Below are 24,466 nucleotides of genomic sequence, written 5' to 3'. Positions count from 1 at the left end.
AGACGGTCCCCGTTTCTTTGAAATGCGAAAACCATGACCAGCTCGGCTATCGAGGATCGCGACCCAACGGTTCGCAATGTAGTGCTGTTGGCGATCTGCCAGGCACTTGCCATGACCGGTATGTCGGTCAACATGACCGTGACGGCTCTTGTCGGCCAACAGCTTGCGTCCGACCCGGCCTGGTCCACGGTGCCACTGGCGTTGCAATTCAGCGCGACGATGCTGACGACTCTGCCGGCGTCTTTCCTGATGCGCCGTATAGGTCGCCGCTCGGGGTTTGCCCTTGGTATCGCGATCGGCATCGTGGGGGCGTTGACGGCGTTTCACGGCATCTTCGAGAAGAGCTTCCTGATCTTTACCGCCGGATCGATGATGATCGGGTGTTTTCAGGGCTTTGCCGTATTCTACCGGCATGCCGCCGCGGATACCGCCAGTCCGGAGTTCCGCAGCAAGGCGATCTCTTTGGTTCTGGCTGGCGGAGTCTTTGCCGCGCTGGTCGGACCGGAGCTTTCTAAATGGTCCTATGACCTGTTCACGCCGGTGATCTATGCCGGTTGTTTCATCATCGTCGCCTGTGTCCAGGCACTGTCCTTTGCATTTCTCTATTTCGTCCGTATCCCACCGGCGGCCAAGCCGGGTGTAGGCGTGCATGTCCGTCCGCTTTCCGTAATCATCCGTCAGCCGACATTTCTGGTCGCTGCGATCGGCGCGATGATTGGGTACGGCGTCATGAGCTTTGTCATGACGGCGACGCCGCTTGCGATCATGGGGTGCGGCTATGAGTTTCGCGACGCGGCCTTTGTGATTCAATGGCACGTTCTGGCGATGTATGCGCCGTCCTTCTTCACGGGATCCTTGATCCAGCGATTCGGTGTTCGTCAGGTCATGCTGACGGGAGCCATTATCCTGACGGGCGCGGTTGCCGTGAACATCAGCGGTATCGAAATCGAGCGGTTCTGGCTCGGTCTCGTATTGCTCGGTATTGGCTGGAACTTCATGTTTGTGGGCGGCACGTCATTGCTGGCGGAATGTCACACGCCTGAAGAACGGGCGAAGGTACAGGGATTGAACGATTTCCTAGTATTTGGAACGGTTACAGCCTCATCCTTTGCATCAGGTGCCCTGCTGAACGCTTTTGGCTGGAACGCTGTGAACTACGGCGTACTTCCACTGCTTGGAGTGGCGTCTTCAGTGATCGCGTTTGCTCTGTGGCGCCAAAGGGCCAGCTCGTAAACACCGTAAATGTAATTGCGTATTCAGTTAGACTCGCTTTACAGCCTTAGATTTTTTGCTACGGTTTCAACCTCTTCGATAGGTGGGGGCGGGGACCGGCGAAATACTTTCCGCTGTCTGCCTTTTTCACCCTTCGATTTGATGTGCCAGCGGGAGCCCGGCGTAAAGACCGGGCCTTGCTGGGAGGAAATGTGCACAAGAGGAAAGAAGGGTTTCCGATATGAGCGGAACTTTGGCGTTTGTCGTCCTTTGCGGGGTGGCAGCCTTGCTCTATGGACTTTGGGCTATCCGGTCGGTACTGGCCGCGGATGCCGGGTCCGCACGGATGCAGGAAATTGCAGGCGCGATCCAGGAAGGCGCGGCGGCGTATCTTAACCGGCAATATACAACCATCGGCATCGTTGGAATAGTTGTCGCGGTCATTCTCGGGCTGACGCTTGGCATGACAGTCGCGGTTGGCTTCATCATCGGAGCTATCCTGTCCGGAGCCGCTGGTTACATCGGCATGCATGTCTCCGTGCGTGCCAATGTCCGGACAACACAGGCCGCCACCGTTGGCATGGCTCCGGCTCTTAACATCGCTTTCAAGTCCGGCGCGATTACCGGAATGCTTGTCGTCGGCCTCGGGCTGCTCGGCGTTGCCGGGTACTATGCGGTCCTGCTGAATTTCTACGATGCAGGAACGGAAGCAGGCCTCAGGCATATTTTGGAAGCACTTGTCGCTCTCAGTTTTGGCGCCTCGCTGATTTCCATCTTCGCCCGCCTTGGCGGCGGTATCTTCACCAAGGGAGCCGATGTCGGCGCTGACCTGGTCGGTAAGGTCGAGGCTGGTATCCCCGAGGACGATCCCCGGAACCCGGCCGTGATCGCTGATAATGTTGGCGACAATGTCGGCGACTGCGCGGGCATGGCGGCGGATCTGTTCGAGACCTACGCGGTGACCGTGGTGGCGACCATGCTGCTGGCGGCAATCTTCTTCACCGGCGAGGCCATGAGCCTGATGCTGACCTTCCCGCTCTTGATCGGCGCGGTCTGCATTCTGGCATCCGTGGTCGGTGCTTTCTTCGTCACGCTTGGACCCGACAAGAAGGTCATGAAGGCGCTTTATAAGGGCTTTATCGTCAGCGCCGTTCTGTCGGCGGTCCTGATTGGCGGCGTGATCAGCCAGACGCTTGGCTGGGACGCGGCGATGGTCATGAAGAACGGCCTAGAGGTAACCGGAAAAACGCTCTTCGGTTGCGCGATCGTTGGTCTTGTCGTCACTGGTCTCATTGTTTGGGTAACTGAGTATTACACCTCGACTGAATACCGTCCGGTGCGATCAATCGCGAAATCCTCGGAAACGGGTCATGGTACCAATGTGATCCAGGGACTTGCGGTTTCCATGGAGGCCACGGCACTTCCGGCTCTGATTATCTCCGGCGGTATCATTGCGGCACATATGCTGGCCGGTGTCTTCGGCATTGGCATTGCGGCAACCACGATGCTGGCGCTTGCAGGCATGGTCGTTGCGCTCGATGCCTACGGTCCGGTGACGGACAATGCCGGCGGTATCGCGGAGATGGCGGACTTGCCACCTGAGGTGCGCGAGATCACGGATGCGCTGGACGCAGTCGGCAATACTACCAAGGCAGTGACCAAGGGCTACGCGATCGGCTCCGCCGGTCTTGCAGCCCTGGTGTTGTTTGCGGCCTTCACCGAGGATCTGGCGCACTATTTCCCCGAACTGAACGTCAAGTTCGAGTTGCAGGATCCCTATGTCGTGGTTGGCCTCTTTATCGGCGGTCTGCTGCCGTACCTGTTCGGTGCGCTTGGCATGCAGGCGGTTGGCCGGGCTGGGGGAGCCGTGGTTGAAGAAGTACGGCGTCAGTTCCGCGAGCATCCGGGGATTATGAAGGGCACGGAAAAGCCTGAATATGGCCGGGCGGTCGACATGCTGACGAAAGCGGCGATCCGGGAAATGATCATCCCGTCGCTGCTGCCTGTGCTGGCTCCGGTCGTGGTCTACTTCGTGTTCAATCTCATCGGCGGACAGGGCGCGGCCTTCACTGCGGTTGGCGCCATGCTGCTGGGAACCATCGTTACCGGGATCTTCGTCGCCATCTCCATGACCGCCGGTGGCGGTGCCTGGGACAATGCGAAGAAGTATATCGAGGACGGTAATCATGGCGGCAAGGGCTCGGAAGCTCACAAGGCTGCCGTGACGGGCGATACTGTCGGCGATCCTTACAAGGACACAGCCGGTCCTGCCGTGAACCCAATGATCAAGATTGCCAATATCGTGGCACTGCTGCTGCTTGCGGCGCTTGCCGCCTGAGGCTTCTGAACCGACATACGACGAAAAAGGCCCCGCTTTGGCGGGGCCTTTGACGTTTTGGCTACTGGTTCACGTCCTGGTTGAAGCGCCCGACATTGCCAAAGAGCTGCTGCAGGAAGGAAATGCGCTGTCCCGCAGTTTCTGTCTGCCGGTTTACATATTCGATCTGCTTGCCGTCTTCCTTGTTGAGCCGGCCGATACTATCGACGACACCGGTTTCATCGAAGGCGATATAGATCACCCGTTGATCGATGACTTCCTCGGCGAAGAAAGCCGTTTGCTCGGTATGCCTGGCGATATACATCCAGGTTTCCTGGCCGTACTCACTCTCGGTCGAAGGGGAGCCGAGCAGGGCAAGGACACGCCCCTTGTCGCTCTTGCCGGGCTCGATCGCCGCGAGATTGTCGATATCGACCAGATTACCGTGAATCTCGACCCTCGGGGTGCATGCCAGAAGCAGCAGGGCAACCAGGGGAAAGGCGAGTCCGGTGCGCCAGAACGGAATGCGGCTCACTCACTGTCTCCGTTACATCTCGTCATTGCCTGAGGTCTCGCGCTGCCGTGAAATATGCGCTATCGGTTGGGGCGGCTGCGCTGCCCGGCTTTCTGGCGACAATTTGGGCACCGCCGAGCCCAAGGTCAACATTCCTCTTAGCCAACGTTGACGGCGAAGGCCTACACAGCCATTTTGCGGCCAATACAAACCGGATTTGGAAATTTCCGCGTGTTCAGCAAGTTTTTTAAACGCGATGAAGTCGCCGAAGCGGCCAGGGAAACCTATCAGACCGTTATTCGGCAGGCGCGGCAGCCTGATTTCTATACCCGGTATGGCGTACCGGATACTCTGGACGGGCGGTTCGATCTGCTCGTTCTGCATACGGCTCTCGTTTTGCTCCGCCTGCAGAGGGACCGAGCCGAATCGGAGCGCTTTTCACAGGCTTTGTTCGATACCTTGTTCGTCGACCTCGACCAGTCCCTTCGCGAAATCGGTGTCAGTGACATGTCTGTCGGCAAAAAAGTGAAGCAGATGGGGAAGGCGTTCTATGGCCGCCTCGATGCCTACAGGTTGGGGCTGGAAGCTGCAGAGGGCGATGACGGCCGGCAGCTTGCCGATGCGCTGCAGCGGAACCTTTACCGAGGATCGCCGGAGGCTGAGCCGTTTAGCATGCCGATGGCCGGATATGTGGTGCGGCAGGCCGCGCATCTCGATACGATCCCCCTAGCGGAAGTCGTTTCCGGTAATCTGGCCTTCGCAGCGGCCTAAATAGCTGTTCCGAGAGTGTTACCCTCTTGTAGTTCTTGAGGGTGAGCGCCCCGAAGCATATTGTGCGCGTCCCATGGAAAAAACGCAGAACATCGAACTTTCGCGCCCGGTCCGGATCAAGGACCTGAAAAAACGGGTCACCTATGTCGATATCGAAGCTTCTCCGGAAGAGTGCCAGGCTCTTGCCCAGCGTTTCAGGCTGCCGGGCATAGCCGAGCTTAAGGCCAAGGCCCGCATCGAGCGTCTTGGGCGTGATCGGGCGGTTCGCATTGATGGAACGATCGTGGCGCGTCTTGCTTACCTGTCCGTGGTTTCTCTCGAGCCGTTCGAGACCGTTATCGAGGATTCCTTCTCGGAAATCCTGAGTAGCGAGGCGGCTCCGAAAACGGATACGGAAATTGAGCTAACGCCGGATGATGAAAATATGGGTTTAATCGAGGACGGCGGGTTTGACCTCGGCGAAGTACTCTCTCAGAATTTAGCCCTGCTGCTCGACGAACATCCGAGAAAGCCGGGGGAAGAAGATGCTCCGGATGGTGTCGTCTGGGCAGACGAAGACATCGAAGAAGCAGTGCCAAACCCGTTCTCGGTTCTGTCGGAAATGCGGAATCGATTGCGCAATGGGGACTAAAAATATTGAATTCTTGTGAACCTTTGCATATGACCCTCGATCACCTGCCTTCCCGTGGTGCGTCTATGTGGAAGGTTATTTGCCGAGAGGTTTCGAAACGCGCCGTGTCGGCTGCGTCTTCAGCCCGGATGATGTCGAACATATGGTAGACGGTCCAACACTCGCCCTGGACGCGATGGGCGGCGATAACGCGCCTGACATTGTTGTTCGTGGAGCGGATATCGCCCTCGAGCGGTTGCCCGACCTCAAGTTGATTCTGGTTGGCGATGAAGCCAAGGTGCGTCCGCTGATCGAAAAGACCAAGCGGCTTCGCAACAGCAACTACACGCTGATCCATACGGACAAAGAAGTGGCGGCCTCGGAAAAGCCTTCCGTGGCGCTCCGGTCCGGGCGCGACTCAAGCATGCGCATTGCCATCAACCAGGTTGCCGACGGTGCGGCGAACGGGGTCGTGTCTGCCGGAAACACAGGCGCGCTGATGGCCATGTCTAAATTCGTACTCCGCATGTGTCCGGGCATCGAGCGGCCTGCGATCGCCAGTTTCTTCCCGACCAAACGGGGCGAGACCTGCATGCTGGACCTCGGTGCCAACGTCGATTGCGACGCGGAGAACCTGTTCCAGTTTGCTTTGATGGGAGAGATTTTCTCCCGCATGGTTCTCGGCCTCAACAAGCCGACTGTCGGCCTGCTGAATGTCGGCAGTGAAGAGCAAAAGGGCAGTGAGGCGGTACGCGGTGCGGCGGCCAAACTGCGAGAGATCAAGTCCGAGAATTTCGAATATATAGGTTTCGTTGAAGGCGATGACATTACGGCCGGAACAGTCGATGTGATCGTCACGGACGGATTTTCCGGAAACATCGCGCTGAAGACTGCCGAGGGTACCTCGCGGATGATCACGCAGTTCCTGCGCGATGCGTTCCGCTCCTCCTGGTCCGCCCGGATCGGTTACCTGCTGTGCCGCGGTGCGCTGGACCAGATGCGTAAGCGGCTTGACCCCAGGCGTTACAACGGGGCTGTGTTTCTTGGCCTGAATGGCATCAGCGTAAAGAGCCATGGCGGCACCGATGAGTTCGGTTTCGCCAATGCTGTTTGCGTGGCTGCGGATATGTGCCGTTATGACTTCCTGGACAAAGTAAAAGAAGAGATCGCGCTTTACGGAAACCCCGAGAGCGCGGCCCTGACACGCCAGACATCGGTAGCTTCATGACCCTGAAAAAGTCTCTGCTTGTCGGCTGCGGCTCATATTTGCCGCAGCGGATCATGACGAATGACGAACTCTCCAAGACCGTTGATACCTCTGATGAGTGGATCACGAAGCGGACAGGGATCAAGCAGCGCCATATTGCGGCGGAGGGTGAAACCACTTCCGATCTCGCGGTGAACGCGGCGCGGGGCGCGCTTGAGCGCGCAGGGATGACCGTCGCTGATATCGATCTGATCATTGTCGCCACGACAACACCGGACGATACCTTCCCGTCCACTGCTACGAAGGTGCAGGCCAAGCTCGGTATGGAGCATGGCGCGGCCTTCGATATTCAAGCGGTATGTGCAGGATTTATCTACGCGCTGGCGACTGCCGACAACTTCATCAAGACCGGACAGGCGCGCGCGGTGCTCGTCATCGGTGCTGAAACCTTCAGCCGTATTCTTGATTGGGAGGACCGCACAACCTGCGTTCTCTTCGGAGACGGCGCCGGCGCCATTGTACTGCGCGCGGCAGAAGGCGATGAGGCGGAAAGTGACTTTGGTGTGATGTCGACGCATCTGCACTCAGATGGCAGACACCGGGACGTTCTCTATGTCGACGGCGGACCGTCGTCGAGCCAGACGGTCGGTCATGTTCGCATGGCAGGGCAGGAAGTGTTCCGGCATGCAGTATCGAAGCTGTCTGGCGTGATCGATGAGGCGCTGTTGGCTAACGGTCTGGATTCCTCATCTGTCGACTGGTTGATTCCGCACCAGGCGAACAGCCGTATTATCAAGAGCATGGCGCAGAAGATGAAATTGCCGGAAGAGAAGGTTGTCTCGACGATCGCCCGGCACGCCAATACCTCCGCAGCCTCCGTTCCGCTCGCTTTGACGGAAGCCGTCGCCGACGGTCGCGTGAAAAATGGCGATCTCGTGCTGTTTGAAGCAATCGGCGGGGGGCTCGTATGGGGCGCGGGGCTGGTCCGAATCGGCACTCCCTGAATACCGCATGGCGGTCGATAATCTATCGGGAATTGTCTTTTCGAACGGTGCGGTTGATGCCGTAATTTACTGTCAAATCAGCGTGATAGAGCCCGATTCGAAAATGCTTTCTTGCAGTATGATTTTGGGCTTCGTGTGGTTCGACATTAGTTAAGAAAACCGCTCCAAATTCCTGTAATAAGTAGATTAATTGACTGTCTCAAATTTCCACGATACTTTGGACGCTCTAGGATGGGGGTGGCAATGACTGGTAAGACAGTTACACGGGCTCAACTGAGCGAGGCAGTGTACCAGGAAGTCGGTCTTTCTCGTAATGAGTCTGCCGAGCTGGTTGAATCTGTGCTCGAGGAAATCGCGCAATCCTTGTCTCGCGACGAGGTGGTCAAGATCTCATCATTTGGTAGCTTTCTGGTTCGCCAGAAGGGGGAGCGCATCGGTCGAAATCCAAAGACCGGTGAGGAAGTTCCGATCCTGCCGCGTAAAGTCCTGGTCTTCAGGCCGTCTCACGTCCTCAAGAATCGGATCAACGAAGGGCTTGGCGGAGACGCCGGGTGAGTACGGAGGCATGACGCCTTATGGCTATGCAGACCGACCATCAAAGCACTGGGACTCGTAGAAACGGCAAGTCGGCCTCCGCTTTTCGTACGATCAGCGAAGTCGCCGACGATCTGGAAGTGCCTCCGCACGTCCTCCGCTTCTGGGAAACCAAGTTCTCGCAGGTGCGGCCGCTGAAGCGCGGCGGCGGACGCCGGTATTATCGACCGGAAGATGTCGATCTCCTGCGGCGCATTCGCACGTTGCTGTATCAAGACGGCTACACCATCAAGGGCGTTCAGAAACTGCTCAAGGATGGTGGTGCCCGTGCGGCCCTCAGGCACGATGAAGGTGGCGAGTACGATCCGGAAATTCCGGGGCCGTCCGCCGCACGTGCGAGTGAGGACATGGAGCCTACCTTGCCGCTCGAAGCCGCCATTCAAGAGGCCTCCGGGGCAGAATCCGCTCCGATTGGCACGGACGCGTTAGAAGAGGTCCGCACGGCTCTCGGTGAGCTGCAATCCCTGAAGAAAGCCCTCGACAAGGTGCGCCGTTAGGCACTGACAGGCGTGTTGAACTCGGAGGATGCGAAGGCGCTTGCGTCCGGGTGTCCGACGGGCTAGAGAAACCCTTCCAGATCGGTCGGAGCGTAGCGCAGCCTGGTAGCGCACTTCACTGGGGGTGAAGGGGTCGTGGGTTCGAATCCCGCCGCTCCGACCAAATCTCTAAAAAATTCGGAATGGATCCGTGGTCGGCTAGCAGCCTTATGGCCACGGTATGTTAGCTGGCACCATACCGACGCGCTTGAAATAAGCGCCGAAACTGGTGTCCGGGCCAACTAGGCTGTGCACCAGCTTGGCGATCTGCATGCGCCGCTCCGGAACCTTGTAGGGCGGGGTGTCCGCGTTCAGGGGCTGCGGTAGAATGCAGCGCCAGTTGTCGACGGCGATCAGCTTTTCCCGATAGACCAACGCGCCATTGAACAGGAAGTCGAGGATGACGGTGTCGCCTCGTTTGTTCGCCAGCTTGTCGAGCCAGGGTTCATTGTAGTTTTTGTTTGCGATCAAGCCCCAGGCCATTGAAAACCTGACATCTTCCGTGAAATTCAGCAGCATATTGTGTTCCTGAAGTTCAAAGTCCGAGCCCGGCGTGCTGGACGGAACGATGCGGTGCATGAAGGTCGGAACGTTCGAGGCGCGCCATTGATCGGGTTTGCTGCCGATAATGGTGCTCAGATATTCCTCAAGTGTCATTCCGCTCCCTCTCTGTGGCTTTGCGAGGATGGTGTTTCTCGCTTCGTGCGTCGCACTTGATGGCGCCTAGCCGGTGTTCTTGCCGTTAAGAACGGCGCGACCCTGATCTGTGATCTTACAGACCAGCCAGTTTGGTTTCAGCGGGTTCTCGAACCAGGGCTCGGCCCAGCCATGATCGAGACAGGATTTTACCATGCGATCATTGACCCGTTGCCCTTCCGTGGTGAAGAGCGGCAGTTTCCCACCAGGTTCACCAAGACCGCGCGCGAGCCAGGAGATCTGTGCCTTTGTCGGGCGCTTGTCTTTGCGGGGGGGCGATGTGTCGGACTTTGAGGGCATTGCAATGGTTCCCGGCTGCCCGTCGCTCGGGCAAGTCAGGCGGTATCGTAAATGCCTGCTGGAATGAGTCAAATGCACAAAGAAGAGTTGTGACGCTATCGGCTTACTGCGACGATTGGGAGTTCATGCTTTTGTGGAACCGTCACATGAGTCCTCTCTCGGATCGCCTGTCGCTCGGCTTTTCCAGCATCGGGCACTTCTATTCGCATTTCTTCATGCTGCTCTATCCGACGGCGGTGATTGCGCTGCAGCCGGTTTTCAATGCGCCCTATCATGAGCTTATCGGGCTTATGTTCCTCGGAAACCTGCTGTTCGGACTCTGCGCCATTCCGGCCGGATATCTCGGGGATCGCTGGAGCGCGACGGGAATGATGGTGGTGTTCTTTCTCGGCACCGGCTCCATGTCGATCCTCACGGGATTTGCGACATCTCTGTTCCAGATAGCGGCGGGCCTGACGGCGATTGGCTTTTTCGCGGCGATTTATCATCCGGTTGGCATTGCCTGGGTTGTGCGGCACGTGACCAATCGCGGCAAGGCACTCGGAATCAACGGTGTTTTCGGCAGTCTGGGTGTGGGATCCGCTCCGCTCATTGCCGCTCTGCTCGCGGATCTCGGGTCATGGCGACTGGCCTTCATCATCCCGGGGATTATCTGCGTCCTGACGGGCCTGTTTCTGACTGTCGGTGTCTGGAAGGGGTGGATCGAGCGCGATACGCGCAAAGGTGCGCCCATGGCTTCCGAGACTACCCGTAAGGATATGCGGCGCGGCGCGCTGGCTCTGGCTGTTACGGTGTGCTGCTCGGGCCTGATCTACCAGGCAACGTCCTTTGCCCTGCCGAAGCTGTTCGAGGACCGCCTGGGCTCGGGAGAGGGGCTTGTGGGGATCGGTCTACTGGTCTCGGCGATCTATTTCTGCTCCGGCGGGGCGCAGATCGCTGGCGGATGGCTGGCCGACAAGTTCAACAAGAAGCGGGTTTATGTGACTGCCTGGATTCTGCAGGTCCCGCTGCTGGTGATTGTCGCATCGCTGCACGGCTGGCTGTTGTTCCCGGTCGCCATCTGCATGGTCCTGTCGAATACCATCGCCGTTCCGACGGAGAACGCCCTGTTCGCCCGCTTCACGCCGCCGGCCTGGAGAGGCACGGCGTTCGGTGTGAAATTCCTGCTGACACTTGGTGTTTCCGCGGGCGCGGTGCCGTTGCTCGCCTGGGTCTACAGCGTAACCGGTGATTTCCAGTGGCTGTTCTTCATCCTGGGTGCCCTGGCTGTGACAGCGCTTGCCGCGGCAGCTTTGCTGCCGACGGAAGACGCGCCGGCACCGGAACTGGCCGCCGAGCCGGCGGAATAGGGCAGCTTTAGAAAGAGTCTTTAACTGACTGTTTCATATTGAAATTCTAACGTTTTATGACGCTTTTTGTGGCCGCAAGATGTATATGAAACAGTTCGTCAGCTCGTGCGAGCCGCGAACTTAACGGCCTCTTCGGCGGCGCGGAACAGGGCCCGGGCCTTGTTCACTGATTCCTGATACTCGCCTTCCGGATCACTGTCCGCGACAACACCGCCGCCAGCCTGGACGTACATGGTGCCGTCCTTCACCACGGCGGTACGGAGGGCGATACAGGTATCCATTGAGCCGTTGGCGCTGAAATAGCCGACCGCACCCGCATAAACGCCGCGCCGTGACTTCTCAAGCTCGTCGATGATCTCCATCGCCCTCACCTTGGGCGCGCCGGAGACTGTTCCGGCCGGAAAGCCGCCCCAGAGGGCGTCGAGTGCATCTAGATCGTCCCGCAGTTTGCCGTCGACATGGGAGGCGATATGCATGACGTGGGAATAATACTCTATCACGAACTGCTCGATGACCTTGACCGTGCCGATCTTGGAGACCCGTCCGACATCGTTCCGCCCGAGGTCCAGCAGCATCAGATGCTCGGCCCGCTCCTTGGGATCGGACAACAGTTCCTGGGCTAGTGCCTTGTCTTCCTCGGCCGTGGCACCGCGCTTGCGGGTGCCGGCGAGGGGGCGCAGCGTGACGTCGCCGTCCCGCACGCGGACCAGAATTTCCGGGCTTGAACCGACGATCGAGAAATCGCCGAAATCGAAATAGAACAGGAACGGTGATGGGTTGAGCCGGCGCAGAGAGCGGTACAGCGCCAATGGCGGCAGCTTGAACGGCACGGAGAAACGCTGCGAAGGCACGACCTGAAACGCGTCGCCGGCGGCGATATAGTCCTTGGCCTTCTCCACCATCTGGTGGAATTCCTCGTGCGTCGTATTCGAGGTTGGCTCGGGCAACGGTGTCGCTTCGCCAACGCCTTGCCGGGTTAAGGGCAGGTTCCGGTCGAAATCCTGCAGCACGTCCGCCAGCAGTGCGCGCGCGGCGTCATAGGCTGCTTCCGCAGACATACCCTCGCTCGGCCGCACGGGCGTCACAATGGTGACGACGTCCTCTAGCCGGTCAAATATGCAGATGATCGTCGGGCGGAGGAACAATCCATCGGGAACGCCAAGATCGTCGGGGTTCTTGTCAGGGATGCGTTCCGCCAGCCGAACGGCGTCATACCCCATATATCCGAACAGGCCCGAGGCCATAGGCGGCAGGTTCTCGGGAAGCTCGAATTCCGATTCCGCAAGCAGGCTGCGGAATGAGGTCAAAGGGTCTTCAGAGCATGGTTCGAAGGCGTGCGGATCAATCCGGGCCTGCCGGTTGATTTCCGCCTGGTCCTTTTTGAACCTCCAGATAACGTCGGGCCGCAGACCGATAATCGAAAATCTGCCGCGCACGCTGCCGCCTTCGACGGATTCCAGCAGGAACGAGTTTGCCCGACGTTCGGCCAGTTTCATCATCGCCGACACCGGAGTCTCCAGGTCCGCCACAAGCGTGGTCCAGACAACCTGAGGCGCCCCGTCCGCGTAAGTCTTGGAGAACGGGACGAGTTCCGGTGAAACTTGCATTAGAACAGCCCGCCGCTTTGCTGCGGGGAAGCTCCGCCACTCAGGCCCACACCCTCGATGACGCTGAGGGGCAGGGCAGGGTTGATGGACACGTCGTGAGTCTTGCGCAGAGCGGCGATGAGACTCTCAACGGCATCCGATGCAATCCCGGCTTTCAGCTGCTGGCCAAGCGGACCCTCGGCCTCGTCGCTCAGTTCGGCGTCCTGGATCACGGAAAGCTCGGTGATATAGACCTGGGTCAGATCTTCGGACATGCCGATATCGCCGATCTTCAGGCCAAATGCGATTTCCGCTACATCAGCCGGTGCACCTTCCGGAAGACCGTCGCCCGTGCGGGCAAAGGGCTCGGTTGTGACAACATCGTATCCAGCCTGCTCGGCAGCTGCCACCAGGCCGCTGGAGGCGGATGCCTTCACCAGCTCCTGCGCCCGTACGAGGTTCGCGGCGGCCCGCTGCTCTTCCATATAATTGAGCTTTACCTGCTCTTTCACGGCGTCCAGCGGGCGGATGGCGGATTCGGAAATGCCGTCAACGCGCAGGATGAAATACCCGCCGTTACGTGTTTCCTCAAGCTGGCTCTGATCGTTCAGCGGCGTTGCGAAAAGCGACGTGCGGAAGGAGGGATCGCGAGCAATTCCATCGACCTGATTACCGTCGGCATCCCGACCCTGATTGTCGAGCGCGGCAAAAGTCTGCACATCGACATCGACCGCTTTCGCGGCTTCCTCGATGGTATCTCCGCCGGCCAATGAATCTTCGATCTGATTGGCGATCTCGAAAATCCGGTCCAGAGCGTCGTTCTGCGCGAGATCTTTTTTGAGACGGTCTTTCACTTCGGCGAAGGGCTGTGTGCTCTCCTCGGCGATATTCGTCACGCGGAAGATATGCCAACCCAGATCGCTCTCGACCGGTGCCGTCGGTACATTCAGCTCGGCGCCGAAGATCGAATCGGCGAGGGCTGTCCCATCAAGATCAGCGCGGGTGATCGTCCCGAGCGACAGCGCGCCGGCGGGCAAATCTGCGATGTCCTTGGCGACTGCCTCGAAGCTCTGCCCCTCGTTAAGAGCGGCAGAGGCTTTGTCTGCTGTCTCTTTATCGGCGAGGAAGATTTGATCGACCGTGCGCCGCGCGTCGGTGCGGAACTCGTCCAGGCGGACTTCATAGGCTTCCTTCAGGCGATCTTCCGATACTTCGATATCGGAAGCCAATGCCTCAGGAGTAAGGGAAAGGACGGTCGCGGAGCGATATTCCGGAGCCCGGTACCTTTCCTTGTTCTCGTTATAGAAACTGTCGAGCGCGCTGTCGGTCGGTGCTGCCGGCTCAGGCAGGCTTTTCACATCGAGAGTAACCAGTTTGGCCACGCGGCGCTCGTTTCGGTAGCGGTAGAGCAGATCGGTCACGACCTTCGGCGCTTCGACACCGGCGGTCACTGCGTTGACGATCTGGTCGCGCATGATTTCCTCACGCAGCAAACGCACGAACCCGTCCTCACTCAGTTGAGCGCGGTAAAGCACTTGACGGAAGAGATCCGGATTGAATTGGCCGGTCTGGTCCTTGAAGGCCGGCATTTCGCCGATACGCTGACGGACCAGGTCCTCTCCGACGGCAAGACCGAGGTCATTGCTTTCGGCGATGAACAGGGCGCGGTTGGCAAGATCGTCCATGACCTGTTCGAGGAGGCCAATCTCGGCAGCTTCCTGGGCGGTCATCTGCAGGCCGGTCGTGCGCCGTACGCGCTCGAACTCGTCCAGCACCTCGGCTGTGGTGATTTCGACACTGCCAACTTCGATCGCAGCCTTGCCGGTCGGCGAGCCGAGGAAGATATCCCCGATGCCCCAGACAGCGAAGGATGCAATCAGCAGAACAAACAGCGCCTTGACGAAGATCGATGTGACGCGGGATCGGATCAGTTGAAGCATGAGTAACGTCGCGGCCTTTTCGGGTTTCACGGCCCCCTGCGGGGAGGCGCATAATAGAAGCGGGGCAATCCTCGCTGCAACTCGCAATTCTGCGATGATTTCCAGCCTCCCTCAGACGGGCCTTCTGTGCTAAGCCGGACTTGCCATTCGTTCAAGTCCAAGGGAAGAGACTGAGATGACGCGCCGAGCCCTGATCGCCGGAAACTGGAAGATGAATTTGCTGCTTGCCGATGGCGAGGCTTTGGCGGCTGCCTTGGCCTCAGGCGTGGCGCCGGGGGCTGCGGCTGATCTGCTGGTCTGCCCTCCGGCGACCCTTATCGCGCCGGTAGCGGCAAAGCTGTCGGGCAGTGCGGTTTCAGTCGGCGGGCAAGATTGCCATATGAACGAGAGCGGAGCCCATACCGGCGATATCGCGGCTGCAATGATCAAGGATCTCGGCGCAGCCTATGTAATCGTCGGCCATTCCGAGCGACGGGCTGATCACGCTGAAAGTGATGAGATCGTTAAAGCGAAGGCTGCGGCAGCGTTGGCTGTGGGACTGACGCCGATCATCTGTGTCGGAGAGACCGAAGCACAGCGCGATGCGGGCGAAGCCGAAGCGGTCGTCGGAAGTCAGATTCGCGGCTCGGTTCCCGAATCGGCCAGCGAAGACACGATCGTGATTGCTTACGAGCCTGTCTGGGCCATCGGCACCGGCCGGACGCCGACCGTGGATGACATAGCCGCCATGCATGCCCATATGCGACAGGTGGCCGGAAGTGTTCTGGGCGGCTCAGATAAACTTCGTCTGCTTTACGGCGGCTCCGTGAAACCGGGAAATGCCTTGGAAATCCTCGGGCTTGAGGATGTCGATGGGGCCCTTGTCGGCGGCGCCAGCCTCAAGGCGGAGGATTTTCTCGCCATCGCCGCGGCTGCAGCGTAAAGCAGCGAAACAGAATTCACCCTAGCCAAGCGCGGGCGGGGAAGCTAAAACGCGGCTTCAATGATTATGCCTTTCGGGGCGCGTCTATGTCGCAGCGTCGAAAGAGAGCCTGGAAAGAACCATGATCGAAGTCCTGCTTGTCGTTCATCTGATGATCGCTTTGGCCCTTGTCATTGTCGTTCTGCTGCAGCGGAGCGAAGGCGGCGGGCTAGGCATCGGTGGCGGCGGCGGTGCTGGTGGCGGTTTCATGTCCGCGCGCGGTACGGCCAACCTGCTGACCCGCAGCACGGCAATTCTCGCCGCCTGCTTCTTCGGCACCAGCATCCTGCTCGCGATTCTCGCTGAAACGAACAATCGTGGCTCGATCGCCGACCAGGTTCCGGTGACTTCCGAGCCTGCGGCTCCGACTGGCCCTGCAGCTCCAGTCTCTGAATAACTCTTAGTTTCCGGCGTGTTCCGCGCCCCGCTCGAAAACGGGCGGGCGAACGGGCGCGTTTTGTCTATGTCAGTTTCATCAATTCGGATATAACGCAGCTCCATGTCTCGCTTTATTTTCATCACCGGCGGCGTGGTTTCCTCCCTCGGCAAAGGTCTCGCCTCGGCGGCTCTCGGCTCGCTCCTGCAAGCCCGCGGCTATAAGGTCCGTCTGCGCAAGCTCGACCCTTACCTGAACGTGGATCCGGGCACCATGAGCCCGTATCAGCACGGCGAAGTCTTCGTCACCGACGACGGCGCGGAAACCGATCTCGATCTCGGCCATTACGAACGCTTCACCGGGGTCTCAGCGACCAAGAATGACAGCGTGTCCACCGGCCAGATCTATATGGACGTGATCTCGCGAGAGCGGCGCGGCGACTATCTCGGCGCCACCATCCAGGTCATTCCGCACGTTACCGACGCCATCAAGGAATTCTGCAAGTCGAACCTCGGCGACGAGGATTTCGTGCTGTGCGAGATCGGCGGCACGGTCGGTGACATTGAAAGCCTGCCATTCCTGGAAGCCATCCGTCAGCTCGGTAACGAGCTTGGCCGTGAACGCTCCCTTTTCGTGCATCTGACGTTGGTGCCGTGGATTGCTTCGGCCGGTGAGCTGAAGACCAAGCCGACCCAGCACTCGGTCAAGGAACTGCAGAGCGTCGGTATCCAGCCGGATATCCTGCTGTGCCGTTCCGAGCATGAGATCCCGGTCGAGCAACGCCGCAAGATCGCTCTGTTCTGCAACATACGCCCGGAAGCCGTGATCCCGGCGCTCGACGTCGATTCGATCTATCACGTGCCGGTCGCCTATCATAACGACGGGTTCGACGTTGAGGTTTGCCGCCATTTCGGATTGCTGGAAGAGGGCGAGCCGGAACCGGATCTGAGCCGCTGGACCGATATCACACAGATCGTCCGCAATCCGGAAGGTACTGTTAAGATTGCCGTTGTCGGTAAGTATACCAGCCTGCTGGACAGCTATAAGTCACTTGCGGAATCCCTGACCCATGGCGGTATCGCCAACAAGGTCAAGGTGGAGCTGGACTGGATCGACAGCGAGATATTCGAGCGCGACGACACCATTCACCGGCTTGAGGATGTCCACGGCATCCTGGTACCCGGTGGATTTGGTGAGCGCGGCGCCGAGGGCAAGGTCAAGGCAGTCACTTTCGCCCGAGAGCACAAAATTCCCTATTTCGGGATCTGTTTCGGTATGCAGATGGCGGTGATCGAAGCCGCTCGTGCGCTGGCCGGAATGGAAGGCGCGGGTTCGACCGAGTTTGGTCCGTGCGAGCTTCCGATTGTCGGTCTGCTGACCGAATGGGTGCGCGGCAACGAGACGGAGCAGCGCGCGGCGGACGGTGACCTCGGGGGTACCATGCGGCTCGGTGCCTATGATTGCCGCCTGATTGCCGATTCCAAGGTGCGTGAGATCTACGGCAGCGAGATGATCAGCGAGCGCCACCGGCACCGCTATGAGGTGAACATCAATCACAAGGCGGCACTGGAGGCGGCCGGGTTGCTGTTCTCGGGCCTGTCTCCGGATGGCGAGCTGCCGGAAATCGTCGAGCTGCCGGGGCATCCCTGGTTCATCGGCGTGCAGTTCCACCCGGAACTGAAGTCGAAGCCGTTCGATCCGCATCCGCTTTTCACCAGCTTTATCGAAGCCGCCGTCACTCAGTCCCGCCTCGTTTAGGGGGGGGCGCCGTGCGGCGTCTCTGGAGAACCCCATGACTGCGAAGACCGTCTCTGTCGGATCCGTCAGTTTCGCGAACGACAAGCCCTTTGCGCTGATCGCCGGTCCCTGCGCCATGGAGAGCCGGGCGCATACGATGGAGATGGCTGAGGCGCTCACCGGCCTCTGTAATGAGCTCGGCATCGGCTTTGTCTACAAATCCTCTTACGACAAGGCGAACCGGACCAGTGCGGGCTCCGATCGCGGTATCGGCATGGAAAAAGGCCTGCCGATCCTGGCCGAGGTGCGGGAGAAATTCGGCTGCCCCGTGCTGACTGATGTGCATGAGCCATCCCATTGCGCCATTGCCGCCGAGCATGTCGACATCCTGCAGATCCCAGCTTTCCTGTGCCGTCAGACTGACTTGCTGCTGGCCGCCGCGGCGACAGGCAAGGCAGTGAATGTGAAGAAGGGCCAGTTTCTTGCGCCCTGGGACATGCCGAATGTCGCGGCGAAGGTCGCCAGCTCCGGCAACGAGAACATCCTGCTGACGGATCGCGGCACCAGCTTTGGCTACAACACTCTGGTCAGCGATATGCGCGGCCTGCCGACCATGGCCAAGACCGGCTATCCTGTTATTTTCGACGCGACCCATTCGGTGCAGCAGCCGGGCGGGCAGGGCGGTACGTCCGGCGGCCAGCGTGAATTCGTTCCCGTTCTGGCACGGGCCGCGATTTCCCTCGGAATCGCGGGCGTTTTCATCGAGACCCATGAGGACCCGATGAGCGCGCCGAGCGACGGGCCGAACATGGTTCCCCTTGCGGAAATGCGTGCACTGCTCGAAACTCTGAAGGCATTCGATACTCTCGCGAAAGCGAATCCCATCTCTCTCGAATAAGCCTCAGGAGCGGAAAATGCCGGTTTTCTCGGATGGTCTCGGACTTTCAGTCACAGCCTCCTCTGAGGAGGCCGCAGCAGCCTTCGGCGGAACCGTTGAAGGCTATGTCCGCTTCACCCGCGATGTTGGTGACCGCCTGAAAGGCACCCTGGCAGCTGATCCGGACATGCCTCTCGCGCATGTGACCAAGGGCTATTTCATGAAGCTCTTCGGCACCAAGGCGATGGCCTTGCGGGCGGACAAGGCGCTCGGCACCGCTAAGGAACTCTCTTCCAGGATAGCCATCACCGACCGGGAGCAGGGCCACCTGACCGCTCTCGACAAATGGTGCGCCGGCAATATCGACGGTGCGGCGGATGCGTGGGAGAGCGTTCTGCTCGACCACCCGACCGACATGCTCGCCCTCCGGCTGGCCCACTTCGCGCATTTCTATGCGGGTGACGGCACCAGGATGCGGGACAGCGTCGCCCGGGTGCTGCCGTCCTGGGACCGTGCCCACCCGCTCTACGGCAACCTGATAGGCATGTATGGCTTCGGGCTCGAAGAGTCCGGCGATTACCGCCGGGGAGAGAGGATGGCCCGCGAAGCCGTTGATATCGACCCGAAGGATGCCTGGAGCGTCCATGCCGTGGCCCATGTCATGGAGATGGAAGGCAGGCACCGGGAAGGGATCGACTGGATCCGGGACCTCGAGCCGCACTGGAGTTCCGTCCACAATTTCCGCTTCCATGTCTGGTGGCACCGCACGCTGTTCCATTTGGAGCGCTACGAGTTTGACACCGTACTGGAGCTCTATGACAGCCAGGTCGCCAGCGACCTTGAGGCTGACCAGTATCTCGACGTGGTGAATGCAGCGGCCTTGCTCTGGCGGCTTGAGCTTTACGGCATCTCGGTCGGCCCAGAGCGTTGGTCCGCGTTGGCCGAGCTCGCCAAGAACCATCTGGACGACCACGAACTGGTTTTCGTCAGCCTGCATTACCTGATGGCACTGCTTGGCGCTGGCCGCATGGAAGAGGCGGGCGAGCTGGTCGAGAAACTGCGTTCCTACGCGGACGACGAGGGCACCCGCGACGAGACCCAGGCGAAGGTCACGAAAAAGGTTGGCCTCGTCCTGGCTGACGCCATGACCGCGATCCGCACCGGCAACCCGTCGCGCGCTGTCTCGCTGATCTGGCCGGTTCGCTACGACATCCGCCTGATCGGCGGAAGCCATGCCCAGCGCGACGTTTTCGAGGAAATGCTCGTGGACGCGAGCCTGAAAGGCAACGATCCCCGCATCGCCCGCGCCCTGCTGGCCGAACGGACAACCCGGAAGCCGAACAGTGCCTGGAGCTGGCAGCGCTACGGCGACTCGCTGGAGGATACGCCAGAGGCAGAGACCGCAAAGACCCACGCGACCGAGTTGCTCGCGCAGGCCTGACGGCAGACGTCCATTATCGCCTCATCCTAAATTATTAGCCGCCATCCCGATGAAGGTCGGGATGACGGTGAGGGTGTGAGACCGTCTTTCAGTCCAGCACCAACTGCGGCGCGCCGTTTGAGGTTTTCTGCGGTGTCCTGCCGTCAGGCGTCAGGGTGCAGGTGACGCGCTGGCGGAAAGACGAGAAACTCTCGAACGACACGACATCGACGGGCTCGTCGAAATGCAGGGTGACGCGGAAGCGAGCGTGCATTTCGGCGGCACTGACATCCAGCACCGTTGCCGTGAAGGGCTGGCTGAGATATCGGCCGGTGACGAGGTCACCTTTGGATACCGGGCATTGGTCCTTTGGCCTGCAGGCAGCCGCTGACAGGCTGTTCCAGTCCTTGAAGCCCGTGTCGTGGGCAATTCGTTCAAGAGACTGGCTATGGGAAATGATGATCCCCTGTGCCGCTAGATCCCGGCGTAATTCGCAGGCGCTGTATTTAAGCTCTTCGATAGAGGGAAGCGTTTCGGTGTCGGACATGACAAACCTTTCATCATCACGACATGCGGAAAGTGAATGGTGCTCGCCTTGCCATTCCCGCATGCCGGAGACATCGGTTTGATCGTCTGAACGCCGGGGATTTCACCGTGGCAGAGCCGCGAGCGGCGGGCATCCCCTAACCCGTTCGTGGAAAATACCGAGAGACGCGCTCAAGTCAACAGATCCTCAATACGGCGTGCCGTCTTTCCGCTGGAATTGATGGTCACCGTCAACCCAGTCAACCCGGAGATCTAGCCCCGGATAGGCCACCTGGTCGCCGGGTGTCCGGTCTCCGATCTCGAGATAGCTGGCCGGCGCATCGGTCCGGTTCACCAGACAATGCGCGTCGGGGCTGTTCTTCGGGAAAGCGGCGCACATGCCGGGCGTCAGAACCTGATCGCCCGCATCGGTGATCAGAGTCAGCTCGCCGGAGACGATGAAGACGAACTCGTCCTGCATGGTGTGCCAATGACGCAGGGCGGACCCCTGTCCCGGGGGCACGGTTGTCAGGTTGACACCGAAATTGACCAGCCCGCCGAATTCCCCGAGTTGCCGCTTCTCGCGCTTCTCGCTGCCATTCTGAAACTGTGGAGGATAGCTGCTGCCGATCCGTGCCGGGACATCCATCGGATCGAAAGCCGGTTTCGTCGGTTTGTTCATTATTCTCTCTCCTGCCTTATTGGTTAACAGGATCATAGAAGAGACTTGTCCTCACACAAAATCACCGCGACGGCATTGCAACCTTCCGCCGCGCCGAGTATGCCTCTTCCCGCCGGGTTTTCCGGCGATTTCAGATCCGATCATCGTCATTCTGGAGAACGAACCCATGAGCGCCATCGTCGATATCACCGGTCGTGAGATTCTCGACAGCCGCGGTAACCCGACCGTCGAGGTCGATGTGACCCTCGAGACAGGTGCCATGGGCCGCGCCGCCGTGCCCTCAGGTGCCTCCACAGGCGCCTATGAGGCCTTGGAGCTGCGCGATCAGGATGCCGGGCGGTATGGCGGCAAGGGTGTGCTGCAGGCCGTCGACGCGGTGAATGGCGAGATCTTCGACGCGCTCTACGATATGGATGCGAGCGATCAGATCGAGATCGACCGGACAATGATCGATCTCGATGGTACGGACAAGAAAGAGCGTCTGGGCGCCAATGCGATGCTGGGCGTCAGCCTGGCCGTCGCCAAGGCCGCTGCCGCCGATCACGAGATGCCGCTCTACCGCTATATCGGGGGGGCCTTCGCCCATCTGTTGCCGACGCCGATGATGAACATCATCAATGGCGGCGCACATGCGGATAACCCGATCGACTTCCAGGAATTCATGATCATGCCAGTCTCCGCCGAGACGCTGGCCGATAGTGTGCGCGTCGGTGCGGAAGTGTTCCACGCGCTGAAGAAGAAGCTCTCCGAGGCCGGTCACAGCACCAATGTCGGGGACGAGGGTGGCTTCGCGCCGAACCTGAAGAGCGAGGAAGAAGCTCTCGGTTTCGTCATGTCCGCAATCGAAGCGGCGGGTTACAAGCCGGGTGACGACGTTGCCATCGCGCTCGATCCTGCCTCGACGGAATTCTTCAAGGACGGCAAGTATCTGCTGGCCGGGCAGGGCAAGACGCTGGATGCCGGCGGCATGATCGATCTCTACGAGGATCTCTGCGCCCGTTTCCCGATCGTTTCCATCGAGGATGCGTTGTCCGAGGATGACTGGGACGGCTTCAAGGCCCTTACCGATCGTATCGGAGGCAAGGTCCAGATCGTCGGCGACGACCTGTTCGTGACCAACCCGGCGCGTTTGCGCGAGGGGATCGCCATGGGCGCCGCCAATTCCATTCTGGTGAAGGTGAACCAGATTGGCACCCTGAGCGAAACCCTGGAGACCTGCGAGACGGCGCACAAGGCCGGTTATACCACGGTCATGTCTCACCGCTCTGGCGAGACCGAGGATTCAACCATCGCTGATCTTGCGGTTGCCGTGAATGCGGGCCAGATCAAGACCGGTTCGCTCTCCCGTTCCGACCGGATGGCGAAGTACAACCAGCTGATCCGGATCGAGGAAGATCTTGGCCGCGCGGCCCGCTATGCAGGCCGCGCAGCTCTCGGCCCACGCGCCCGATAGATTTCGCGTGACAATTCAATCCGGGGGCGACTTGATCGCCTCCGGGTGAGTCCTTTTGGCAACATATTGTTCTGATTGGGAACCTTAAATCTAAGGTTCTCATTTCGTTCACGTTGACCGTCCGATTCGCGAGTGATTCACTCGGATCCATTGGAGACAGGTCATGACCCTCGCATTCGAGATCAAGCGGCGCGCACGGCATGTGGTTGGCCCGGTTATCGGCTGCCTGCTCCTTGGTTATTTCGTTTTCCATTCCGTTGAGGGCGACCGTGGCATTCATGCCTGGCGTGCGCTCGACAGTAAAATCGAGATCGCGGAGGCCAAGCTTGCCGTGCTCAAGGGCAAGCGTGAGTCGCTGGAAAAGAAGGTCGCCATGCTGCACCCGGACAGCATCGATCGTGACCTGCTGACAGAGCAGGCCCGCCGGGTTCTGAACTACCTGGATCAGGACGATTTCGTGATCTCCGGGATGTCGGCCACAGAGGCGCCAAATTCCGTTGGTGCAATGCAGCAAGTTATTGATGCAGTGCAGCAATTTCCGAAAATACGCGCAATTTCAACGGCTTCAGGCGACAATTAGCCGAAATCAGGTTAAATATAGGATAACTCTTATTTTTCAATAAGTTAACTCTATTGAAAATCTAGGTAAATTGCATTACTTCTCTTCTTACATTTTATGAGGCGTCAGCGATCACAGGCGCCTTGTTCCGGTTGAAAGGGAGAGAGATGGCTCAAGCGAAGTCAGCTGCCGGCGCAAGCCGCAGCGCACCCACACGGACTCGTAAATCCCGACCTGCAAAGCCACCGAAGAACAATGCTGCGGAGCTGCTGCCGTTTTATCGCGACATGCTGCTGATCCGCCGGTTCGAGGAAAAGGCTGGGCAGATGTACGGGATGGGGCTGATCGGCGGCTTCTGCCATCTCTATATTGGCCAGGAAGCTGTTGTTGTCGGTATGCAGTCCGCCATCGGCAAGGGCGACAAGGTGCTGACAAGCTATCGTGACCACGGGCACATGCTGGCCTGCGGAATGGAAGCGCGCGGTGTCATGGCCGAGTTGACCGGCCGGATCGGCGGCTATTCCAAGGGCAAGGGCGGCTCGATGCACATGTTCAGCCGCGAGAAGGACTTTTACGGCGGCCACGGCATCGTCGGGGCGCAGGTGCCGATCGGAGCCGGGCTCGCCTTCGCAAACAAATATAACGGCACCGACCAGGTCAGCCTGACCTATCTCGGCGATGGCGCTTTGAACCAGGGGCAGGTCTACGAGACCTTCAACATGGCCGCGCTCTGGAAGCTGCCGGTTATCTTCATCATCGAGAACAACAAATACGCCATGGGTACCTCGGTGACCCGGGCGGCAGCCGGTGTTTCGCTCTACCAGCGCGGCGCGGCCTACGGCATTCCGGGGGCGGAAGTTGACGGCATGGACGTTGTCGCCGTGCAGGAAGCGGCGGAGAAGGCGGTCAAGCACTGCCGTTCCGGCAAGGGACCGTACATCCTGGAAATGAAGACCTATCGCTATCGCGGCCATTCCATGTCCGATCCGGCGAAATACCGGACCAAGGACGAGGTCAACAAGATGCGTCAGGAGCACGACCCGATTGATCAGCTGCGGGCAACGCTGCTGGAAATCGGGGTCGCGGAAGAAGAGCTGAAAGGCATCGACCGCGAAATCAAGGCGATCGTCACCGACGCCGCCGATTTTGCCCAGTCGAGCCCGGAGCCGGATCCTTCCGAACTCTTCACGGACATCCTGGTCGAAGCCTGAGTAAGCGCGTGCTGCCCGCGCAGGTTGCT

Annotated in this window: 24 protein-coding genes and 1 tRNA gene; 18 read left to right on the top strand and 7 right to left on the bottom strand. The window is 59.4% G+C overall.

The annotated features are described in order from the left end of the window. The first annotated feature begins 33 nt into the window (after positions 1–33). Together VOI22_RS06310 and VOI22_RS06305 are read left to right on the top strand one after the other, a co-directional pair. Complete coding sequence (locus VOI22_RS06310) at positions 34–1,233, top strand: MFS transporter (protein WP_323795704.1); 1,200 nt, start codon at positions 34–36, stop codon at positions 1,231–1,233. A gap of 220 nt (positions 1,234–1,453) precedes the next feature. Continuing rightward, positions 1,454–3,550 carry a sodium-translocating pyrophosphatase gene (locus VOI22_RS06305; RefSeq protein WP_323795703.1) on the top strand — a complete coding sequence of 699 codons (2,097 nt, stop codon included), beginning with the start codon at positions 1,454–1,456 and terminating at the stop codon, positions 3,548–3,550. Between the two features lie 61 nt (positions 3,551–3,611). Here the strand turns inward: VOI22_RS06305 and VOI22_RS06300 are convergent, their stop codons facing one another. Then, the gene (locus VOI22_RS06300) at positions 3,612–4,064 is read right to left on the bottom strand and encodes an outer membrane protein assembly factor BamE (RefSeq protein WP_028464868.1); all 453 of its coding nucleotides are present in this window, start codon (positions 4,062–4,064) and stop codon (positions 3,612–3,614) included. A gap of 210 nt (positions 4,065–4,274) precedes the next feature. Here VOI22_RS06300 and VOI22_RS06295 point away from each other — a divergent pair, with 210 nt between their 5' ends. The 7 genes from VOI22_RS06295 (at position 4,275) to VOI22_RS06265 (ending at position 8,889) form a co-directional block, all read left to right on the top strand. Continuing rightward, positions 4,275–4,814 (top strand): ubiquinol-cytochrome C chaperone family protein, encoded by a 540-nt coding sequence (locus VOI22_RS06295; protein ID WP_323795702.1) that lies wholly within the window; start codon positions 4,275–4,277, stop codon positions 4,812–4,814. A 73-nt stretch (positions 4,815–4,887) separates the two neighbouring features. Continuing rightward, complete coding sequence (locus tag VOI22_RS06290) at positions 4,888–5,445, top strand: YceD family protein (protein WP_323795701.1); 558 nt, start codon at positions 4,888–4,890, stop codon at positions 5,443–5,445. A gap of 142 nt (positions 5,446–5,587) precedes the next feature. Beyond that, positions 5,588–6,652, top strand: coding sequence for a phosphate acyltransferase PlsX (plsX, locus tag VOI22_RS06285; RefSeq protein ID WP_028464871.1), 1,065 nt, complete (start codon positions 5,588–5,590; stop codon positions 6,650–6,652). Then, complete coding sequence (locus tag VOI22_RS06280; RefSeq protein ID WP_323795700.1) at positions 6,649–7,635, top strand: beta-ketoacyl-ACP synthase III; 987 nt, start codon at positions 6,649–6,651, stop codon at positions 7,633–7,635. The genes plsX and VOI22_RS06280 overlap by 4 nt, the downstream gene beginning before the upstream one ends. Before the next feature lie 243 nt (positions 7,636–7,878). Further along, the gene (locus VOI22_RS06275; protein WP_036553124.1) at positions 7,879–8,190 is read left to right on the top strand and encodes an integration host factor subunit alpha; all 312 of its coding nucleotides are present in this window, start codon (positions 7,879–7,881) and stop codon (positions 8,188–8,190) included. Between the two features lie 20 nt (positions 8,191–8,210). Continuing rightward, on the top strand, positions 8,211–8,726 hold the full coding sequence (locus VOI22_RS06270; protein WP_323795699.1) for a MerR family transcriptional regulator: 516 nt from the start codon (positions 8,211–8,213) through the stop codon (positions 8,724–8,726). An 86-nt stretch (positions 8,727–8,812) separates the two neighbouring features. Next, positions 8,813–8,889, top strand: a tRNA-Pro gene (locus VOI22_RS06265). A 44-nt stretch (positions 8,890–8,933) separates the two neighbouring features. On the opposite strand, the gene VOI22_RS06260 is transcribed toward VOI22_RS06265, so the two are convergent. Both VOI22_RS06260 and VOI22_RS06255 read right to left on the bottom strand, forming a co-directional pair. Next, positions 8,934–9,422, bottom strand: coding sequence for a hypothetical protein (locus VOI22_RS06260; protein ID WP_323795698.1), 489 nt, complete (start codon positions 9,420–9,422; stop codon positions 8,934–8,936). Positions 9,423–9,488: 66 nt separating this feature from the next. Beyond that, positions 9,489–9,761 (bottom strand): hypothetical protein, encoded by a 273-nt coding sequence (locus VOI22_RS06255; protein WP_323795697.1) that lies wholly within the window; start codon positions 9,759–9,761, stop codon positions 9,489–9,491. A 146-nt stretch (positions 9,762–9,907) separates the two neighbouring features. Between VOI22_RS06255 and VOI22_RS06250 the strand changes: the two genes are divergently transcribed. Then, positions 9,908–11,110 (top strand): MFS transporter, encoded by a 1,203-nt coding sequence (locus VOI22_RS06250; RefSeq protein ID WP_323795696.1) that lies wholly within the window; start codon positions 9,908–9,910, stop codon positions 11,108–11,110. Between the two features lie 98 nt (positions 11,111–11,208). On the opposite strand, the gene trpE is transcribed toward VOI22_RS06250, so the two are convergent. Both trpE and VOI22_RS06240 read right to left on the bottom strand, forming a co-directional pair. After that, positions 11,209–12,717: an anthranilate synthase component I gene (trpE, locus tag VOI22_RS06245; protein WP_323795695.1), complete on the bottom strand. Its 1,509-nt coding sequence runs from the start codon at positions 12,715–12,717 to the stop codon at positions 11,209–11,211. After that, complete coding sequence (locus VOI22_RS06240; RefSeq protein WP_323795694.1) at positions 12,717–14,636, bottom strand: SurA N-terminal domain-containing protein; 1,920 nt, start codon at positions 14,634–14,636, stop codon at positions 12,717–12,719. Before VOI22_RS06240 ends, trpE begins: the two co-directional genes overlap by 1 nt. 175 nt (positions 14,637–14,811) lie before the next feature. Here VOI22_RS06240 and tpiA point away from each other — a divergent pair, with 175 nt between their 5' ends. The 5 genes from tpiA to VOI22_RS06215 all read left to right on the top strand — a co-directional run bounded on the left by tpiA (position 14,812) and on the right by VOI22_RS06215 (position 20,028). Further along, positions 14,812–15,558 carry a triose-phosphate isomerase gene (gene tpiA / locus VOI22_RS06235; protein ID WP_323795693.1) on the top strand — a complete coding sequence of 249 codons (747 nt, stop codon included), beginning with the start codon at positions 14,812–14,814 and terminating at the stop codon, positions 15,556–15,558. 121 nt (positions 15,559–15,679) lie between these two features. Beyond that, entirely contained in the window at positions 15,680–15,994 is a 315-nt protein-coding gene (gene secG, locus VOI22_RS06230) for a preprotein translocase subunit SecG (protein WP_028464880.1), read from the top strand. Positions 15,995–16,096: 102 nt separating this feature from the next. Next, positions 16,097–17,731, top strand: a complete 1,635-nt coding sequence (locus tag VOI22_RS06225; protein ID WP_323795692.1) for a CTP synthase — start codon at positions 16,097–16,099, stop codon at positions 17,729–17,731. Positions 17,732–17,765: 34 nt separating this feature from the next. Continuing rightward, on the top strand, positions 17,766–18,608 hold the full coding sequence (gene kdsA, locus VOI22_RS06220; protein WP_323795691.1) for a 3-deoxy-8-phosphooctulonate synthase: 843 nt from the start codon (positions 17,766–17,768) through the stop codon (positions 18,606–18,608). A gap of 16 nt (positions 18,609–18,624) precedes the next feature. Then, the gene (locus VOI22_RS06215) at positions 18,625–20,028 is read left to right on the top strand and encodes a tetratricopeptide repeat protein (protein WP_323795690.1); all 1,404 of its coding nucleotides are present in this window, start codon (positions 18,625–18,627) and stop codon (positions 20,026–20,028) included. An 88-nt stretch (positions 20,029–20,116) separates the two neighbouring features. On the opposite strand, the gene VOI22_RS06210 is transcribed toward VOI22_RS06215, so the two are convergent. Both VOI22_RS06210 and VOI22_RS06205 read right to left on the bottom strand, forming a co-directional pair. After that, a complete protein-coding gene (locus tag VOI22_RS06210; protein ID WP_323795689.1) occupies positions 20,117–20,554 on the bottom strand; it encodes a glyoxalase superfamily protein in 438 nt (145 codons plus the stop codon). 186 nt (positions 20,555–20,740) lie between these two features. Continuing rightward, positions 20,741–21,214 (bottom strand): cupin domain-containing protein, encoded by a 474-nt coding sequence (locus VOI22_RS06205; protein WP_323795688.1) that lies wholly within the window; start codon positions 21,212–21,214, stop codon positions 20,741–20,743. Positions 21,215–21,380: 166 nt separating this feature from the next. Here VOI22_RS06205 and eno point away from each other — a divergent pair, with 166 nt between their 5' ends. From eno to pdhA, 3 genes are all read left to right on the top strand, one after another. After that, complete coding sequence (gene eno, locus VOI22_RS06200; protein WP_323795687.1) at positions 21,381–22,667, top strand: phosphopyruvate hydratase; 1,287 nt, start codon at positions 21,381–21,383, stop codon at positions 22,665–22,667. A 163-nt stretch (positions 22,668–22,830) separates the two neighbouring features. Further along, positions 22,831–23,247, top strand: a complete 417-nt coding sequence (locus VOI22_RS06195) for an FtsB family cell division protein (protein ID WP_323795686.1) — start codon at positions 22,831–22,833, stop codon at positions 23,245–23,247. A 146-nt stretch (positions 23,248–23,393) separates the two neighbouring features. Beyond that, on the top strand, positions 23,394–24,437 hold the full coding sequence (pdhA, locus tag VOI22_RS06190) for a pyruvate dehydrogenase (acetyl-transferring) E1 component subunit alpha (RefSeq protein WP_323795685.1): 1,044 nt from the start codon (positions 23,394–23,396) through the stop codon (positions 24,435–24,437). Positions 24,438–24,466: the final 29 nt, after the last annotated feature.

It is taken from the genome of Nisaea sp., assembly GCF_034670185.1.
Classification (GTDB): domain Bacteria; phylum Pseudomonadota; class Alphaproteobacteria; order Thalassobaculales; family Thalassobaculaceae; genus Nisaea.
This window is presented reverse-complemented; position numbering and strand designations above follow the sequence as displayed.